Below are 16,331 nucleotides of genomic sequence, written 5' to 3'. Positions count from 1 at the left end.
AGTTGCCGCAGCCACCCATCCGCCTCCACCGTCCGCGGGTGCGATAATGGCGGACTTTCCCGCATTTACCGGCACGGAGCTTCCCTTGACCCGCATTGACGATCCCCTGCACGACCGCGAGGTCGGCGCCGCCGACGCCACCCAGGACAACACGCGCACCGACGACACCCGCATCAGCGCCGTGCGCCCGCTGATTTCACCCGCGCTGTTGCAGGATGAACTGCCCGTGTCGGCCGACATCCAGAACCTCGTCGAGCAAAGCCGCGCGCAGATCGCCGACGTGCTGCATGGCCGCGATGACCGGCTGGTGCTGGTGGTGGGCCCGTGCTCCATTCACGACCACGCGCAAGCGATGGAATACGCGCGCAAGCTGCGCATCGCCGCCGACGAGCACAAGAAAGACCTGCTGATCGTCATGCGCGTGTACTTCGAGAAGCCTCGCACCACCGTCGGCTGGAAGGGTTACATCAACGACCCGCGCCTGGACGGCAGTTTCCGCATCAACGAAGGCCTGCGCCGCGCCCGCGAACTGCTGCTGGATATCGGCGGCCTGGGCCTGCCCATCGCCACGGAATTCCTCGACCTGCTCAGCCCGCAGTACATCGCCGACCTGATCGCGTGGGGCGCCATCGGCGCACGCACCACGGAAAGCCCCAGCCACCGCCAACTGAGCTCCGGCCTGAGTTGCCCGCTGGGCTTCAAGAACGGCACCGACGGCGGCGTGCAGATCGCTGCCGACGCGATGGTCGCCGCCAGCGCCAAGCACGCATTCATGGGCATGACCAAGATGGGCATGGCGGCCATCTTCGAAACCCGCGGCAACCAGGACACCCACGTGATCCTGCGCGGCGGCAAGCAAGGCCCGAACTACGACGCCGCCAGCGTGCAAGCCTGTTGCGACGCCCTGCGCAAGGCCGGCCAGCGCGAACAGGTCATGATCGATTGCTCGCACGCCAATTCCAACAAGTCGCACCTGCGCCAGATCGACGTGGCCAACGACATCGCCGCCCAACTGGCCCAGGGTGACAGCCGCATCACGGGCGTCATGATCGAAAGCCACCTCGAAGAAGGCCGCCAGGACCTCAAGCCCGGCGAGCCGCTGCGTCACGGCGTCTCCATTACCGACGCCTGCCTGGGCTGGACGCAGACCGAGCCGGTGCTTGCCGCCCTGGCCCTGGCCGTGCGCCAGCGCCGCGAAAAGCTGGCCACGCGCGGTTGATTCCCCGGCGCGGGGGCCGCCGGCGTCAGTTGTTACAGCGCAGACCTGAAACAATTGGTATCATGCGCGTCTCCCGGGGGCCTTGCGCCCCCTCCCCGCTTCTTTTCGTTCAGGTATGGATCGTTCTCGCCTTGTAGGGGCCGCGCCGGCCCAGTCCGCCCCCGTGCGGCACAGCATTTTCATTTACACCGAAGAACAACGCGGCAACCAGATGGTCGAATCGCGCGTGATCGGCATGCTGTCCGACGTGTCCGGGTCGGAAAAACTCATCGTCGTCGAAGACCCGTTTCACGGCCTGAAGTACGTCTACCGTATCGACCACGAAAGCAACAACCTCGACGCCGCCGCCATCACCCAGATCGACGAGTCGCTATTCAACGGCAAATCCTCGATCGAGATCAACGCCATGTCGTACCGGTTGGGCACCGCGGAGAACGCGACCAAGCTGCTGCGTGGCAAGACGCGATGGATCCAGGACAAGGGTTCGGTGCTGTCCGTGCTGCTGCAAAATGCTGCTGCGCGCAAAACGCGCTTTGCGCCGGCCCGGATTGAACGCGATCGGATGCGCAAAGTGCCCGATGGCGTGCCGGTCGAATTACTCCCTTCGTAGTCGGGACGGTATCCACGCTGGTTTTTCTTATCCACAGAATTTGTGGATAAGAAAAACCCAAACGCCCGGCTGATGGCCTTTCGGGCGATGCGCACCGGGGTGCGCAATTATTGACCAATCGATTTTTGCCCGCCGTCTGGATCGCATCCTTGATCCATGCCGCGCCGCCGCATCGGCGGGAATGATATTCTGCGCGCACGTAGGCTGAAGACGCACACCGTCGTCCCCTGATTTTTCCGCGCGAACGCGGCCCTCAAAGAATTCACAGCATGACCAGAACACACCTGTTCGCCCAAGGACCGCGAGAGCGCGCCGCGCCGTGACGATCATCGTCGTCGACGACCACGGGGACTGGCGCGATTCCATCGCCGAGTACATCCAGGACCTGGGCCTGGACAAAGCCATCCTCACCGCGGGCTCGCTGGCCGAGCTGGACAAGCTGTTGCTCACCGTCACGCCCGCGATCCTCGTGCTGGACGCCATGCTGCCGGACGGCGACGGGCTGGCGCGCGTGTCGCATCTGCGCACCACCTATCCGTCAATGGGCATCATCATGCTCACCGGGCGGCTCCTGAGCGAAGACAAGGTATCGGGCCTGAGCCTGGGCGCCGACCACTACCTGACCAAGCCCGTCAACCTGGCCGAACTCGGCGCCACGCTGGTGGCCCTGTCGCGGCGGCTGCGCGTCGTGTCGGCGCCCGACGCCGAGGACGCGCAATCGGACGCCTGGCGCTTCGACCCCGCGCGCCGCACGCTGACCTCGCCCACCCAGGTCAGCGTCGACATCACCGACACCGAAAGCCGCCTGATCGGCGCGCTGATCCAGGCCGCGCCCCTGCCGCTGTCGCGTGCCCGCCTCGTTGAAGCCCTGGGCGCCAGCGCCGAGGCCTACGACACGCACCGGCTGGACGCCCACATGCACCGGCTGCGGCGCAAGCTGCGCGAGCTGGCCGGCGGCGACCTGGGCATCCGCACCGTCTATGGTGTGGGCTACGTCTGCACCACGCCCGTCACCATTGTTGGCAGCTTGCCCAAACTCTGAGACCGCCCGCATGAATGCCCCTATCCGCCCTCGCCGCTCCGTTCTCTACATGCCCGGCGCCAACGCGCGCGCATTGGACAAGGCACGCACGCTCGATGCGGACGTGCTGATCCTCGACCTGGAAGACGCGGTGGCGCCCGACGCCAAGGCGCAGGCCCGCGCGCAGGTCGCCGCCGCGCTGCGCGAAGGTGGCTACGGACGGCGCGAGTGCATCGTGCGCGTCAATGCGTTGGATACGCCGTGGGGGCTGGACGACGTGCGTGCCATCGCACAGGCCGGCGCCGATGCCGTGCTGCTGCCCAAGGTCGAGACCCCCGCCCAGTTGGCGGCGCTGGCGCAGGCGCTCGATGCGGCCGGCGCGCCCGCGGACCTGCCGCTGTGGGCCATGGCGGAAACGCCCCTGGGCTTTCTGCGGCTCGATGCCATTGCCGGCGGCCACGCGCGGCTGGCCGCCATCGTCGTGGGCACGTCTGACCTGGTGAAGGACCTGCATGCCCGCCACACGCCCTCGCGCAATGAGACGCTGCTGGCGCGCTCGCTGGCCGTGATGGCGGCGCGGGCGCACGGCCTGGCTGTGCTGGATGGCGTGCATCTGGACCTGAACGATGACGCGGGCCTGCAGGACACCTGCCGGCAAGGACGCGACCAGGGCTTTGATGGCAAGACGCTGATCCATCCTCGGCAGATCGCTGCGGCGAATGCGGCGTTTGCGCCGACCCTTGAAGAACTCGACACGGCACGCAAACGTCTGGACGCCTGGAAGGCCGCGCAGGCCGAAGGCAAAGGCGTGGCGGTGGTCGACGGGGCCTTGGTGGAGAACCTGCACGCGAGCGAGGCCGAACGCGTGCTGGCGCTGGCGGCGGCGATTCAGGCGACGTAGGGAGGCGGACCTCCCCGGCCGGACCTCCCCGGCCGGGTACAATCCCCCCCTTCGTTCGGATTGGGCCCGCTTTAATCCGATCCTCCTTCGCGCCGGCGCGCACGATACGCGCGCCATCCCGCCCCGGTTACCGCTTTCCCGCACCGCGCCCTTCGCGGGTGCCTTGCCGCGCGCGCACCGCGCCATCCAGCCCTACATCCATGATCCGTTTCCAACAAGTTTCACTCATGCGCGGCGTCAAGCCGTTGCTCGACAAGGTCGACCTGCTTCTGAATCCCGGCGACAAGATCGGCCTCATCGGCGCCAATGGCGCGGGCAAGTCGAGTCTGTTCGGCCTCTTGCGCGGCACGCTGCACGCCGACCAGGGCGACCTCGACTACCCCGCGGCCTGGCGAGTGGCCCACGTCGCGCAGGAAACGCCCGCACTCGACCGCCCCGCCATCGAGTACGCCATTGACGGCGACACCACGCTGCGCAAGCTGGAAGCGGAACTGGCCGCGCTGGAAGCCGAACCGGAAAGCGCCGAGAACGGCCTGCGCATGGGCGACATCTATGCCGCGCTGGCCGACGCCGACGCCTACACGGTCCACTCGCGCGCCGAGCAGCTCTTGACCGGCCTGGGCTTCACGCAGGCGCAGATGCAACTGCCGCTCACCAGCTTTTCGGGCGGCTGGCGCATGCGCCTGAACCTTGCCCAGGCGCTGATGTGTCCGTCCGATCTGCTGCTGCTGGACGAACCCACCAACCACTTGGACCTGGACGCGATCATCTGGCTGGAAGACTGGCTCAAGCGGTATCCGGGCACGCTCATCGTCATCTCGCACGATCGCGATTTCCTGGACGGCGTGGTCAACGTGATCGTCCACATCGACGAGCGCAAGCTCAAGCGTTACTCGGGCCACTATTCGTCCTTCGAACGTCAGCGCGCCGCGCAACTGGAATTGGCGCAGGGCATGATCGAAAAGCAGATGCGCCAGCGCTCGCACCTGCAATCGTTCATCGACCGTTTCAAGGCGCAGGCCAGCAAGGCGCGACAGGCGCAGAGCCGGATCAAGGCCCTGGCGCGCATGGAAGAAGTGGCGCCTCTGCGCGCTGCCGCCGAATTCTCGTTCGAATTCCGCGAGCCGCTGCGCGCGCCCAATCCGCTGCTCACGATGGACAAGGTCAGCGCGGGTTATCGCATCGAAGACGAGGCCACCGAAGCCGTGTCCGACAAGATCATCGTGTCGGGCATCAACTTCTCGCTGCAGGCGGGCCAGCGCATCGGCCTCCTGGGCATCAACGGCGCGGGCAAGTCGACCTTCATCAAGACCATCGCGGGCGAGATCGAATCGCTGGCCGGCGACACGCAGTTCAACAAGGGACTGTCCATCGGCTACTTCGCCCAGCATCAGGTCGAGATGCTGCGCCACGATGAATCGCCGCTGTGGCACATGACCAAGATCGCGCCGACCGTGCGCGAACAGGAACTGCGCAACTTCCTGGGCAGCTTCAATTTCAACGGCGCCATGGCCACCAGTTCGATCGCGCCGTTTTCGGGCGGCGAAAAGGCGCGGCTGGCGCTGGCGCTGATCGTGTGGCAACGCCCCAACCTGCTGCTGCTGGACGAGCCGACCAACCACCTGGATCTGGAAACGCGCGAGGCGCTGACGGATGCGCTGGCGCAGTTCGAGGGCACGCTGGTTCTGGTATCGCACGACCGCCACCTGCTGCGCGCCACCACCGACCAGTTCATTATCGTCGCCGATGGCAAGGTCAACCCGTTCGACGGCGATCTGGACGACTACAAGGATTGGCTCTACAAGACCAAGCTGGCGGCCAAGGCGGCCTGACGCGTTTTTGCGCGCCGCGCGCGCGCAACCGCGTTACAATCGCGCCGAATTGCCGGACTCCAGCGTCAACCTGGCCCGCGCGGCAACCATCAACCACGTCCCGCTGTATGCGGGACGCGTTTTTTAGCGCCATAGATGCCTATCAAAGACCAACTATTTCTTGCCAGCCAGTATCTCGCGCCGCACCACCTGGTGTCGCGCTTCTTCGGATACGCATCGGACTGCCGCGAACCCGCGGTAAAGAACTGGATGATCTCGCGTTTCGTCCGCAAGTACGGCGTGAACATGAGCGAGGCGCTGCAAGAAGACCCGTTGGCCTACGACTGCTTCAATGACTTCTTCACGCGTGCGCTGAAAGACGGCGCGCGTCCGCTGGACGAAGAACCGGGCTCGGTGGTGTGTCCGGCCGATGGCGCCATCAGCCAGATGGGCGCCATCGAACAAGGCCGCATCTTCCAGGCCAAGGGCCACAGCTACGGGCTTGCCGACCTGCTGGGCGGCGACACCGAACGCGCCGCGCCGTTCCAGGGCGGCCAGTTCGCCACCATCTACCTGTCGCCCAAGGACTATCACCGCGTTCACATGCCCGTCGCCGGCACGCTGCGCGAAATGGTCCACGTGCCCGGGCGCCTGTTCTCCGTCAATCCGCTGACCGCCCGCAACGTGCCGCGCCTGTTCGCGCGCAACGAACGCGTCGTCTGCATCTTCGACACCGAACACGGTCCCATGGCCGTCGTGCTGGTGGGCGCGATGATCGTGGCGTCCATCGAAACCGTGTGGGCCGGTCTGGTGACGCCGTTCAAGCGCCGGGTCAAGTCGGTTCGCTACGACGCCGCCGCCCGCGCCCCCATCTTTCTTGAAAAGGGCGCCGAGATGGGCCGCTTCAAGCTGGGTTCCACGGCCATCGTCCTGTTCGGGCCGGACAAGATCCGCTGGGCCGACACGCCTTCGGTGACAGGCCCGGTGCGCATGGGCGAGCTGCTGGCGCTGCCCACGCAGGCCTGAAGCCCGGTTGATCAGCCTGTTCGCCGCAAGCGAACGGGCTGCTTCTGTTTTATTCGCTTTCTGCGTTCAACAGGCGTTGCTAGATTACGGGCTTTTACCGGCCCGCCATGACTACCACCGCCCTGCCCGCCGCATCCCCTGACGCCACCCCCGTCACCCCTGGCGCCGCCGCCAAGCTGCCCCGCGTGCTCGGGCGCATGCTGTCCCTGGACGATTTCGAAGCCGCGGCGCGCCGCCGGCTGCCGCGTCCGATCTTCGGCTACATCGCCGGCGCGGCCGAAGACAACCAATCGCTCAACGGCAACCGCAAGGCCTTCGACCAATACGCGTTCACCCCGCGGGTGCTGGTGGATGTGTCCCGCCGCACGCAGCAGACCGAGCTGTTTGGCCGCACCTACGCGTCGCCCTTCGGCATCGCGCCCATGGGCATCAGCGCGCTGTCGGCCTATCGCGGCGATATCGTGCTGGCCCGCGCGGCGCGCGAGCAGAACGTGCCCGCTATCCTGAGCGGGACGTCGCTGATCCCGCTTGAAGCCGTCATCGCCGAGGCGCCCGGCACCTGGTTCCAGGCCTACCTGCCCGGCGACCCCGCCAAGATCGACGCGCTGATCGAACGCGCGCGCCACGCGGGCTTCGAGACCCTGGTGCTGACCGTGGACATCCCCGTGTCCGCCAACCGCGAGAACAACGTGCGCACCGGTTTCTCGACGCCGCTCAAGCCCAGCCTGCGCCTGGCCCTGGACGGACTGGCGCGCCCACGCTGGCTGGCCGGCACGTTCCTGCGCACGCTGCTGGCGCATGGCATGCCGCACTTCGAAAATTCCTTCGCCACGCGCGGCGCCCCCATCGTCTCCGCGTCGGTGCTGCGCGACTTCTCGGCGCGCGACCATCTCAGCTGGGAACACGTGGCGCGCATCCGCCGGCAATGGCCGGGCACGCTTGTCATCAAGGGCATCCTGCATCCGCGCGATGCGGCGCTGGCGCGGCAGCACGGCGCGGACGGCATCATCGTGTCCAATCATGGCGGGCGTCAGCTCGACGGCGCGATCTCGCCGCTGCGCGCGTTGCCGGGCGTGGTCGCCCAGGCCGGCGCGATGACGGTGATGATGGACAGCGGCGTGCGGCGTGGCAGTGATGTGCTCAAGGCGCTGGCCCTGGGCGCGCGCTGCGTGTTCGTGGGCCGGCCCTTCAACTACGCCGCGGCGGTAGGCGGCCAGCAAGGCGTGGCGCATGCCATCGGATTGTTGCGCGCCGAGGTCGACCGCAACATGGCCATGCTGGGCATCAACCGCCTTGACGAGATGGACGCCAGCCTGATCTGCCGCGAAGGCGAGCTGCCGGCCTGAGGGCGCCGCGCTATACGGCTGTGCTGCGCCGGGCGGACGCGCAGCGCCACGTTTATCAGTGTTGGGGCCGCCCGAGCATAGAATGGCGGTTCCCTGATTCCCTGCGCGTCCGCTGCGGCGCGCCCGCCCGCCGCCGTGTCCCTGCGCCAATCTTCATTCTTTCTGCGCTTTCTGACCCTGGGCGCCCTCGCCCACGTGTACGTCGGCGCCCGCCTGATCCCCGACCTCCTGCTTGGCGGTGACGGCACTGCCGCCGCCATCCTCTTTCTGGTGCTGTCGTGCGTGCTGATCCCGATGGGCATGCTGGCGCGCTCCTCCGTCAATCCACCGTGGGGTGACCGCATCGCCTGGGTCGGCCTGCTGGCCATGGGGCTGTTCTCGTCGCTCTTTGTGCTGACCGTGCTGCGCGACGCGCTCATGCTGCTGCTGTGGCTGGGCAATCTGGCCGCCGGCGCCGATCTGCCGTGGATCGCCCTGCGGCGCGCCGGCGCGTGGACCGTCATCGGGCTGTCGCTGGCGGGCACACTGGCGGGCTTTTACAACGCCCGGCGTCGCGCCCGCGTGGTCACGGTGGACGTGCCGATCGCCGGCCTGCCGCAAGACCTGGACGGCTTTACCATCGTGCAGATCAGCGACATCCACGTCGGTCCGACCATCAAGCGCCGTTATGTGCAGGCCATTGTCGACGCGGTCAACGAACAGCTGCCCGACATGGTCGCCATCACCGGCGACGTGGTGGACGGCAGCGTCGAGCAGCTTGCCGCGCAAGCCCGTCCGCTGGGCGATCTGCGCGCGCCGTTCGGCGTGTACCTGGTCACCGGCAACCATGAATACTATTCGGGCGCGGGCCCCTGGATTGCAGAGTTCCGCCGCCTTGGACTGCGCGTTCTCTTGAACGAACATGCCGTGATCCATCCGTCAGGCCTGCCCGTTGTGGTCGCGGGCGTCACCGACTTCAGCGCCGGGGCCTTCGATCCGCAGCAACGCAGCAATCCAAAGGCGGCCTTGGCCGGCGCGCCGGCCGACGCCTTTCCGCGCATCCTGCTGGCCCATCAGCCGCGCAGCGCGGCGGCGGCCGAGCCCGCGGGCTACACGCTGCAGCTCTCCGGCCATACGCATGGCGGGCAGTTCTTTCCGTGGGGATTCTTCGTGCGGTTCCAGCAACCGTTTACGGCGGGGCTGCATCGGCTGGGACAGATGTGGGTCTACACGAGCCGCGGCACCGGCTATTGGGGACCGCCCAAGCGCTTGTGGGCGCCGTCGGAAATCACGCGCTTGCGCCTGCGCGCCGCCCCTGCCCGTTGAACCACCGGTCAGGCGGCCCGCGATCAGGCGGCCTGCGGTCAGGCGGCCTCAGGCAGCGGCCCGCGCTCCAGATAACTGGTCAGGGCGATATCGCTGGTCGTGTTGGAGATGCCTTCGATCTGGTGGATGCGCGCCAGCAGCAGTTCCAGCGCCTGAGTATCGCGCACGCGCACCTTCAACAGCATGGCGCTCTTGCCGGTGATGGTGTGGATCTCCTCGACCTCGTTCAGCTCGGCCAAGCCCAGCACCTGCTGGGTGATCGTCCAGTTGATCGTGTCCACGTGCACAAAGGCCAGCAGCGGCCGGCCCATCTTTGCGCCGTCGAGCTTGGCGGCGATGCCCTTGATCAGCCCGTCACGCTTGAGCCGCTTGACCCGCTCGTGCACCGCGGGCGCCGACAGGTTGAGCTGTTTGCCCAGCTCCGCATAGCTGGGCGTGGCGTCGTCGGCCAGCAGCGTCAAGAGTTTCCGGTCGCGGTCATCGAGGTCAGACATTGGAATCAGGTTCGGCGCGCAGCGCGGCCGGCCTTTGATAAGAAGGGTTTGTCGGGGCAAACCCTGATTTTATTCCGATTGCCGACCGGTTAATGCCTTACCAGGGGAACGAAATCAGATCGCCGTACAGCCGCTTGAGCGTCGCCTTCACTTCGGGCGAGTTCTGATAGATGGCGATGAACTTCAAGAGGCGCGGATCCTGCGCCTTCTCGGGCTTGGCCACCCAGCGGATGGCATAGCGCCGGATGCTGTCCGGATCGGTATTGTCGAAGGCCAGCCCATCTTTTTCGTTCAGCCCCGCCTGCTTGGCGAACGTCGTGTAGGTGACCGACGCCGTCACGTCATCGAACGTGCGGGCCGACTGCGAGCCTTCGATCTGGACGAATTTGAGCTTCTTGGGATTGGTCACCACGTCCTGCAGGGTGGCCTGATGGGCGACGCCGGGCTTGAGCGTGATAAGCCCCATCGTCTGCAAGAGCAGCAAGGCGCGGCCGGTGTTGACCGGGTCGTTCGGCACCGCGATGGTCGCGCCCTCGGGCACCGGGTCGCCCTTCTTCAGCTTCTTGGAAAACAGCCCGATGGTGGTCGAATAGCCGTACGCGATGGGCTGCAGGTTGGCGCCGCGCCGCTGGTTGAAGAGCTCTAGAAACGGCGCGTGCTGAAAGAAGTTGGCGTCCACCGAGCCGTCGGCCACGGCAATGTTCGGCAGCACCCAGTCATTGAATTCCACCAGCTTGACGTCCAATCCCTGCTGCTTGGCCTGGGCGATAGCCAGTTCGGTGGCTTCGTTGGCCACGCTGGCAATCACGCCGATGCGCAGGGGCTGTTCCTGCGCCACCGCGGGCCCCGCCACCGCCAATCCCAGCGCCGCCACCGCGGCGCCGCGCATCAGTTTGTTAAGCAATTGGTGCACAAGCATGTCAGCCATCCACAGAATCGGAACGCCGGACGACGGTCCGGCACAGGCGCTATTGTGCAGCACCCGGCGCGCCGCCCCCGGAAAGGCCTTTGTCATGCAATGGCAATGCCAAGCCGTGCCGGCGGCGCTAAGATGGCCCCAATACGCCCTCGGGAGACGCGCATGAGTGCCGTGATGACCCCCCAGCCCGGCGCGCAGTCCGCCGCCAGCCGCCGCGACCACATCGAAGACCAGTTGGGCGCGCACAACTACCATCCGCTGGATGTCGTGCTGGCGCGCGGCAGCGGCGTCTGGGTCTACGACGTCGACGGGCGCAAGTACCTGGACTGCCTGGCCGCGTATTCCGCCGTCAACCAGGGCCATTGCCACCCGCGCATCCTGGCCGCCATGACCGAGCAGGCCCAAAAGCTCACGCTCACGTCGCGCGCCTTCCGCCATGACCAGATGGCGGGCTTCTACGAAGACCTGGCGCGCCTGACCGGCGCCCACAAGATCCTGCCCATGAACAGCGGCGCCGAGGCCGTGGAAACCGCCATCAAGGCCGTGCGCAAATGGGGCTACGAGGTGCGCGGCGTGCCCGAAGGCGAAGCCGAGATCATCGTGTGCGCCAACAATTTCCATGGGCGCACGCTGGGCATCGTGGGGTTTTCGACCGACCCCGACGCCTTTGGCCATTACGGCCCGTTCGCCCCCGGCTTCAAGGTCGTGCCTTTTGGCGACTTCGACGCCTTCAATGACGCCATTTCCGACCGCACGGTCGCGTTCCTGGTCGAACCGATACAGGGCGAAGCTGGTGTCGTGATGCCGCCGCCCGGGTACTTCAGCCGCGTGCGCCAACGCTGCACGGAACGCGGCATCACGTTGATCCTGGACGAGATCCAGACCGGCCTGGGGCGCACGGGCAAGCTGCTGGCCGAGGAGCACGAAGGCATCGAAGCCGACGTCACGCTGATCGGCAAGGCGCTGTCGGGCGGCTTCTATCCCGTATCCGCCGTGCTGTCCAATGCCGACGTGCTGGGCGTGTTCCAGCCCGGGCAGCACGGCAGCACCTTCGGCGGCAATCCGCTGGCGTGCGCCATCGCGCGCGCCGCGCTGCGGGTGCTGACCGAGGAAGGCATGATCGAGAACGCCGCCGCCGTGGGTGCGCATTTCCTGGAGCGGCTGCGCGCGCTGCCCGGCCCTGTGCGCGAGGTGCGCGGACGCGGCCTGATGCTGGCCGTGGAACTGGAGCCGGACGCCGGCGGCGCCCGCCTCTGGTGCGAACGGCTCCAGGCGCGAGGCTTGCTGGTCAAGGACACGCACGGTCATACCCTGCGCCTGTCGCCGCCCCTGATCGTCACGCGCGACGAGGTGGACTGGGCGTGCGACCAGCTGGCGGCGGTGCTGTCCGCCGCGTGATCCCGCGCCCCGCAACCTGAACACTGCAATACGGAGCATCCGAATTGACGAACACGATGACGAACACTCCCACCCTGCCCACCCAAGTCACCCTGATCGGCGCACCGACCGACATCGGCGCCGGCGCGCGCGGCGCGTCGATGGGACCCGAAGCGCTCCGTGTCGCGGACTTGGGGCCGGTCATCGAAGCCCAGGGCTTTCAGGTCCGCGACCGCGGCAACCTGTACGGCCCCGCCAATCCCTGGCTGCCGCCGGTGGACGGCTATCGTCACCTGGAAGAAGTGACCGCGTGGAATCAGGCGGTGCACGATGCCGTGTACGAAGAACTGGCCGAAGGCCGTCTGCCCGTCCTGCTGGGCGGCGACCACAGCCTGGGCATCGGTTCGGTCAGCGCCGTCGCGCGCCACTGCCGCGCCGCCGGCAAAAAGCTGCGCGTGCTGTGGCTGGACGCGCACGCCGACTTCAACACCCATACGCTCACGCCCACCGGCAACCTGCACGGCATGCCGGTGGCCTGCCTGTGCGGCAACGGCCCCGAGCCGCTGACCGGCATGTCGGGCGAGTGCCCGGACATCGAACCGTCCTGCGTGCGCCAGATCGGCATCCGCAGCGTCGACCCCGGCGAAAAGCGTCTGCTGCACGACGCCGGCCTTGAGGTCTTCGACATGCGGTATCTGGACGAGATGGGCATGCGCGCCACCATGCAGGCCGCGTTGGCTGGCCTGGACGCCGACACGCACCTGCACGTGAGTTTCGACGTGGACTTCCTGGATCCCGAGATCGCGCCGGGTGTGGGCACCACCGTGATGGGCGGCCCCACCTACCGCGAGGCGCAGCTTTGCATGGAAATGATTGCCGACACCGGCCTCATGCGTTCGCTGGACGTGGTCGAACTGAATCCCGCGCTGGACGTGCGCAACCGCACGGCGGAGCTGGCGGTGGATCTGATCGAGAGCTTGTTTGGCAAATCCACGCTGGTGCGCCGCGGGCCCTGATAACGCCGTCCGCTTATCCCTCGCGATCGCGCCGGATCGCCTCGGCCGCTTCGCGCAGATGCATCAGGTTCTCCTCGCGCTGCGCCCAGACGCGCGGCGTGGGCCCCGCCACGCATAGCGCGTACCATTCGCCGCCCAGATCCAGCGCGACGGCCAGGCCCGTCAGGTCCGCGACGCTCTCTCCCACGTTCGACGCCCACCCCCGTTCCGCAGCCGTGTCCACGTCAGCCAGCAGGTCCTCGCGGGTCGTCAACGTGCGGTCCGTGTAGCGCGTGTATTGCGCCGCCGCCAGCACGTGGTCGCGCTCGGCGGCCGGCAGGCGAGCCAGGATGGCCTTGGCGACCGAACTGGTGTGCAGCGGCCGGCGCTCACCCGGCCGCGCCGCGTAGTGCACGGGCTGGGTGGACTCCGCCACGTCCAGGAACACCACGGCGCCATCCTGGATCTTGCCCAGCATCACGGTTTCGTTGGCGGCGTCGCGCAGTGCGGATAGACGCGGCCGCACCAGTTCAAGCCACGGGTCGCCCGCCAGGATCTGCGCCGCCAGGCCGTGCAATTTGCCGGTGGGGTAATACCCGGCGCGGCGCCGGACTTCGTACAGATACCCCCGCGCCACGAGCGTGCGCACCAGCGCCAGACAGCTCGACATCGGCGCGCCCAGCCCTTGGGCCAGCTCGGTCAGCGGCATGGGCCGTTTCGTCTGCGCAAACAGCTCCAGCAACTCCAGCGTGCGAGCGACAAGTTTCACTTCCACGGCGTCGGCCCTCCTTCGTGGCAACGGGGTTTCGGCACCCGGACTAGGGTGTTCCACCGTGTTGACTTTTCATGTGCAGGTACCTAAATTCTTGCACAGGAATTTGCATTCACCAATGTGAAATAAATTTCAGCCGGCTGGAGCACCGGCGCCGCCTTCCCGAGTTGCCGCGTCATCCATAACGTTCAATAAAACGGCCCGTTCAGGGCTGGGAGACAGAAAGATGCGTATCAAACCCGTGTTGGCGGCTTTAGCCGCCACCCTGGCCGCCTGCGCGGCTCAAGCCCAGACCGACGTCGTGCGGTTGGGCGTATCCAACGACCGCTCCGGCATCTACTCCGACCTTGGCGGCCTCGGGTCCGAGACGGCCGTGCGCATGGCCGTGGAGGATTTCGGCGGCAAGGTGGCCGGCAAGACCGTCGAGGTCGTCGGCGCGGACAATCAGAACAAGGCCGACGTGGCGTCCGCGCTGGTGCGCCGCTGGTTCGACACGCAGAATCTGGTCGCGGTGGTGGACGGCGGCGCCAGCTCGGCCGGGCTGGCCGCGCAGGGCGTGGCGCGCGAAAAAGGCGGTACGGCGCTGATCAGCGGCGGCTTTGCCGGCGACTTCAGCGGCAAGCAATGCAGCAACCTCAGCACGCAGTGGGCGCCCGATACCTACGCGCTGGCCAATGCCGTGGTCAAGAGCGTCGTCGAAAGCGGGGGCAAGAGCTGGTACTTCATCACCACCGATTACGTCTTTGGCAAATCGCTGGAGAGCAATGCGTCACGCTTCGTCGAAGGCGCGGGCGGCAAGGTCGTGGGCAGCACGCGCCACCCGCTGGGCGCCATGGACTTTGCCTCGTTCCTCATCCAGGCGCAGTCTTCCAAATCCGACGTCGTGGGTCTGGCCAGCGCCGGTGGCGATCTGGTCAACCTTATCAAGCAGGCGCAGGAGTTTGGCCTGGCGGGCGGCAAGCAGCGGATGCTGACGTTCCTGACCTTCATCAACGACGTCCATGCGATGGGCTTGCCCGTTGCGCAGGGGCTCACCTTCCCCACCGGCTTTTACTGGGACGCCGACGAGGACACGCGCGCCTGGACGCAGCGCTGGCAAAAGAAGATGGGCGTCACGCGCGCACCGTCCATCGTGCAGGCCCTGAGCTACGTGGCCACCACGCATTACCTGCAGGCCGCGCAGGCCGCCGGCACCTTCGACGCGGCGGTGGTCAACCAGAAGATGCGCGAATTGCCCATCACCACCAAACTGATCAAGAATGCTCGGGTGCGCCCCGAAGATGGGCGCGTCATCATGGACCTGTACCTGGTCGAGGTGAAAAAGCCCGCCGAATCCAAGCATCCGAACGACTACTACCGCATCCTGTCCACGGTGCCGGGCGAAAAGGTCTTCGTGTCGCTCGCCGACAGCGAATGCCCCCTGGTCAAGAAATAAAAAGGAGACAACCATGAAGTGCTTTTGCGTCGTCAATTTCCGCGAACCGCTGCAGGAAATGGACCAGCCCACGCCCACCCCGCAAGGGTCGCAGGTGCTGCTCAAGGTCCGCGCGGCCGGCGTGTGCCACAGCGACATCCATCTGTGGGAAGGCGGCTACGACCTCGGCCAGGGCCGGACCCTGTCGCTCAAGGACCGCGGCGTGTCGCTGCCGCTGACCATGGGCCACGAAACGGTCGGCGCCGTCGTGGCGGCCGGCCCCGAGGCGCAAGGCCTTGCCACCGACCGCAATTACCTCGTCTATCCGTGGATCGGCTGCGGCAAGTGCGCGTCGTGCGCGGCCGGCATGGAGAATCACTGCACCGCGCCCGCCTGCCTGGGCGTGCATCGCGCCGGCGGCTATGCCGACCACATCGTGGTGCCGCATCCCCGCTACCTCATCGACATCGGCGACCTGGACCCCGCGCAGATCGCGCCGTACGCATGCTCGGGGCTCACCACGTACTCCGCGCTGCAGAAGATCGGCGCCGACATCTACCGCGAGCATCCCGTCGTGATCTTCGGCGCGGGCGGCCTGGGCCTGATGTGCCTGACGCTGATCAAGGCGCTGGGCGGCGCGGGCGCCATCGTCGTCGACATCGACCCGGCCAAACGCCAGGCGGCGCTGGATGCGGGCGCGCTGGCGGCCATCGACGGCGCCGCGCCCGATGCCGCGCAGCAGATCATGCAGGCCGCCGGCGGCAAGCCGGTGCGGGCCGCAATCGATCTGGTCGGCGCGCCGGCCACCACGTCGCTCGCGTTCGATTTCCTGACCAAAGGCGGCAAGCTCATCATCGTCGGCCTGTTCGGCGGCGGCTCCACCTGGCCCATTGCCTTGATTCCCATGAAGGCGCTGTCCATCATCGGCAGCTACGTCGGCAACCTGGCCGAACTGAAGGAATTGATGGAACTGGTGCGGGCGGGCAAGGTGCCGCCGATGCCGGTGCACCGCCACGCGCTGGCCGAGGCGGACCGCGTACTAACCTCGCTGCGTGAAGGCAAGGTCGTGGGCCGGGCCGTGTTGACGGTCGACTGAAGCCAGCGTTGCAATCAACAAACAA

The 16,331-nt window shown here is 67.0% G+C and carries 15 protein-coding genes; 12 read left to right on the top strand and 3 right to left on the bottom strand.

Annotation, left to right across the window (positions count from 1 at the left end; all coding sequences use genetic code 11):
* Nucleotides 1-85: 85 nt before the first annotated feature.
* From CLM73_RS13455 to CLM73_RS13420, 8 genes are all read left to right on the top strand, one after another.
* On the top strand, nucleotides 86-1,219 hold the full coding sequence (locus CLM73_RS13455) for a 3-deoxy-7-phosphoheptulonate synthase (protein WP_105241511.1): 1,134 nt from the start codon (nucleotides 86-88) through the stop codon (nucleotides 1,217-1,219).
* A 115-nt stretch (nucleotides 1,220-1,334) separates the two neighbouring features.
* Complete coding sequence (locus CLM73_RS13450) at nucleotides 1,335-1,829, top strand: hypothetical protein (RefSeq protein WP_105238855.1); 495 nt, start codon at nucleotides 1,335-1,337, stop codon at nucleotides 1,827-1,829.
* A gap of 319 nt (nucleotides 1,830-2,148) precedes the next feature.
* On the top strand, nucleotides 2,149-2,871 hold the full coding sequence (locus tag CLM73_RS13445; RefSeq protein WP_105238854.1) for a response regulator transcription factor: 723 nt from the start codon (nucleotides 2,149-2,151) through the stop codon (nucleotides 2,869-2,871).
* Nucleotides 2,872-2,881: 10 nt separating this feature from the next.
* A complete protein-coding gene (locus tag CLM73_RS13440; RefSeq protein ID WP_105238853.1) occupies nucleotides 2,882-3,751 on the top strand; it encodes an HpcH/HpaI aldolase/citrate lyase family protein in 870 nt (289 codons plus the stop codon).
* Between the two features lie 200 nt (nucleotides 3,752-3,951).
* Nucleotides 3,952-5,583 (top strand): ATP-binding cassette domain-containing protein, encoded by a 1,632-nt coding sequence (locus CLM73_RS13435; RefSeq protein ID WP_105238852.1) that lies wholly within the window; start codon nucleotides 3,952-3,954, stop codon nucleotides 5,581-5,583.
* Between the two features lie 135 nt (nucleotides 5,584-5,718).
* Complete coding sequence (asd, locus tag CLM73_RS13430; RefSeq protein WP_105238851.1) at nucleotides 5,719-6,588, top strand: archaetidylserine decarboxylase; 870 nt, start codon at nucleotides 5,719-5,721, stop codon at nucleotides 6,586-6,588.
* Between the two features lie 107 nt (nucleotides 6,589-6,695).
* Nucleotides 6,696-7,934: an alpha-hydroxy acid oxidase gene (locus CLM73_RS13425; RefSeq protein ID WP_105238850.1), complete on the top strand. Its 1,239-nt coding sequence runs from the start codon at nucleotides 6,696-6,698 to the stop codon at nucleotides 7,932-7,934.
* Nucleotides 7,935-8,069: 135 nt separating this feature from the next.
* A complete protein-coding gene (locus CLM73_RS13420; RefSeq protein ID WP_105238849.1) occupies nucleotides 8,070-9,239 on the top strand; it encodes a metallophosphoesterase in 1,170 nt (389 codons plus the stop codon).
* Nucleotides 9,240-9,277: 38 nt separating this feature from the next.
* On the opposite strand, the gene CLM73_RS13415 is transcribed toward CLM73_RS13420, so the two are convergent.
* A complete protein-coding gene (locus CLM73_RS13415; RefSeq protein WP_056561122.1) occupies nucleotides 9,278-9,733 on the bottom strand; it encodes an Lrp/AsnC family transcriptional regulator in 456 nt (151 codons plus the stop codon).
* 97 nt (nucleotides 9,734-9,830) lie between these two features.
* Nucleotides 9,831-10,652 (bottom strand): MetQ/NlpA family ABC transporter substrate-binding protein, encoded by an 822-nt coding sequence (locus CLM73_RS13410; RefSeq protein WP_199778330.1) that lies wholly within the window; start codon nucleotides 10,650-10,652, stop codon nucleotides 9,831-9,833.
* 162 nt (nucleotides 10,653-10,814) lie between these two features.
* Here CLM73_RS13410 and rocD point away from each other — a divergent pair, with 162 nt between their 5' ends.
* Together rocD and rocF are read left to right on the top strand one after the other, a co-directional pair.
* On the top strand, nucleotides 10,815-12,050 hold the full coding sequence (gene rocD, locus CLM73_RS13405; protein ID WP_199778296.1) for an ornithine--oxo-acid transaminase: 1,236 nt from the start codon (nucleotides 10,815-10,817) through the stop codon (nucleotides 12,048-12,050).
* Between the two features lie 56 nt (nucleotides 12,051-12,106).
* The gene (gene rocF / locus CLM73_RS13400; protein ID WP_105241509.1) at nucleotides 12,107-13,045 is read left to right on the top strand and encodes an arginase; all 939 of its coding nucleotides are present in this window, start codon (nucleotides 12,107-12,109) and stop codon (nucleotides 13,043-13,045) included.
* A gap of 13 nt (nucleotides 13,046-13,058) precedes the next feature.
* Here rocF and CLM73_RS13395 read toward each other — a convergent pair whose 3' ends face one another.
* Complete coding sequence (locus CLM73_RS13395; RefSeq protein ID WP_105238847.1) at nucleotides 13,059-13,799, bottom strand: IclR family transcriptional regulator; 741 nt, start codon at nucleotides 13,797-13,799, stop codon at nucleotides 13,059-13,061.
* A gap of 223 nt (nucleotides 13,800-14,022) precedes the next feature.
* Here CLM73_RS13395 and CLM73_RS13390 point away from each other — a divergent pair, with 223 nt between their 5' ends.
* Together CLM73_RS13390 and CLM73_RS13385 are read left to right on the top strand one after the other, a co-directional pair.
* Nucleotides 14,023-15,231: an ABC transporter substrate-binding protein gene (locus CLM73_RS13390; RefSeq protein ID WP_105238846.1), complete on the top strand. Its 1,209-nt coding sequence runs from the start codon at nucleotides 14,023-14,025 to the stop codon at nucleotides 15,229-15,231.
* A gap of 13 nt (nucleotides 15,232-15,244) precedes the next feature.
* On the top strand, nucleotides 15,245-16,306 hold the full coding sequence (locus CLM73_RS13385; RefSeq protein WP_105238845.1) for an alcohol dehydrogenase: 1,062 nt from the start codon (nucleotides 15,245-15,247) through the stop codon (nucleotides 16,304-16,306).
* Nucleotides 16,307-16,331: the final 25 nt, after the last annotated feature.

Source organism: Achromobacter spanius, from assembly GCF_002966795.1.
Taxonomy (GTDB): domain Bacteria; phylum Pseudomonadota; class Gammaproteobacteria; order Burkholderiales; family Burkholderiaceae_B; genus Achromobacter; species Achromobacter spanius_D.
The sequence above is the reverse complement of the archived record's forward strand: the minus strand, read 5'-3'. Positions and strand labels throughout refer to the sequence as shown.

What these genes read in the sequence shown, in the direction of transcription:
- CLM73_RS13415 (WP_056561122.1), bottom strand. Translation starts at nt 9,733, where the DNA reads ATGTCTGACCTCGATGACCGCGACCGGAAACTCTTGACGCTGCTGGCC.
- CLM73_RS13390 (WP_105238846.1), top strand. Translation starts at nt 14,023, where the DNA reads ATGCGTATCAAACCCGTGTTGGCGGCTTTAGCCGCCACCCTGGCCGCC.
- asd (WP_105238851.1), top strand. Translation starts at nt 5,719, where the DNA reads ATGCCTATCAAAGACCAACTATTTCTTGCCAGCCAGTATCTCGCGCCG.
- CLM73_RS13450 (WP_105238855.1), top strand. Translation starts at nt 1,335, where the DNA reads ATGGATCGTTCTCGCCTTGTAGGGGCCGCGCCGGCCCAGTCCGCCCCC.
- rocD (WP_199778296.1), top strand. Translation starts at nt 10,815, where the DNA reads ATGAGTGCCGTGATGACCCCCCAGCCCGGCGCGCAGTCCGCCGCCAGC.
- CLM73_RS13385 (WP_105238845.1), top strand. Translation starts at nt 15,245, where the DNA reads ATGAAGTGCTTTTGCGTCGTCAATTTCCGCGAACCGCTGCAGGAAATG.
- rocF (WP_105241509.1), top strand. Translation starts at nt 12,107, where the DNA reads ATGACGAACACTCCCACCCTGCCCACCCAAGTCACCCTGATCGGCGCA.
- CLM73_RS13425 (WP_105238850.1), top strand. Translation starts at nt 6,696, where the DNA reads ATGACTACCACCGCCCTGCCCGCCGCATCCCCTGACGCCACCCCCGTC.
- CLM73_RS13410 (WP_199778330.1), bottom strand. Translation starts at nt 10,652, where the DNA reads ATGCTTGTGCACCAATTGCTTAACAAACTGATGCGCGGCGCCGCGGTG.
- CLM73_RS13440 (WP_105238853.1), top strand. Translation starts at nt 2,882, where the DNA reads ATGAATGCCCCTATCCGCCCTCGCCGCTCCGTTCTCTACATGCCCGGC.
- CLM73_RS13435 (WP_105238852.1), top strand. Translation starts at nt 3,952, where the DNA reads ATGATCCGTTTCCAACAAGTTTCACTCATGCGCGGCGTCAAGCCGTTG.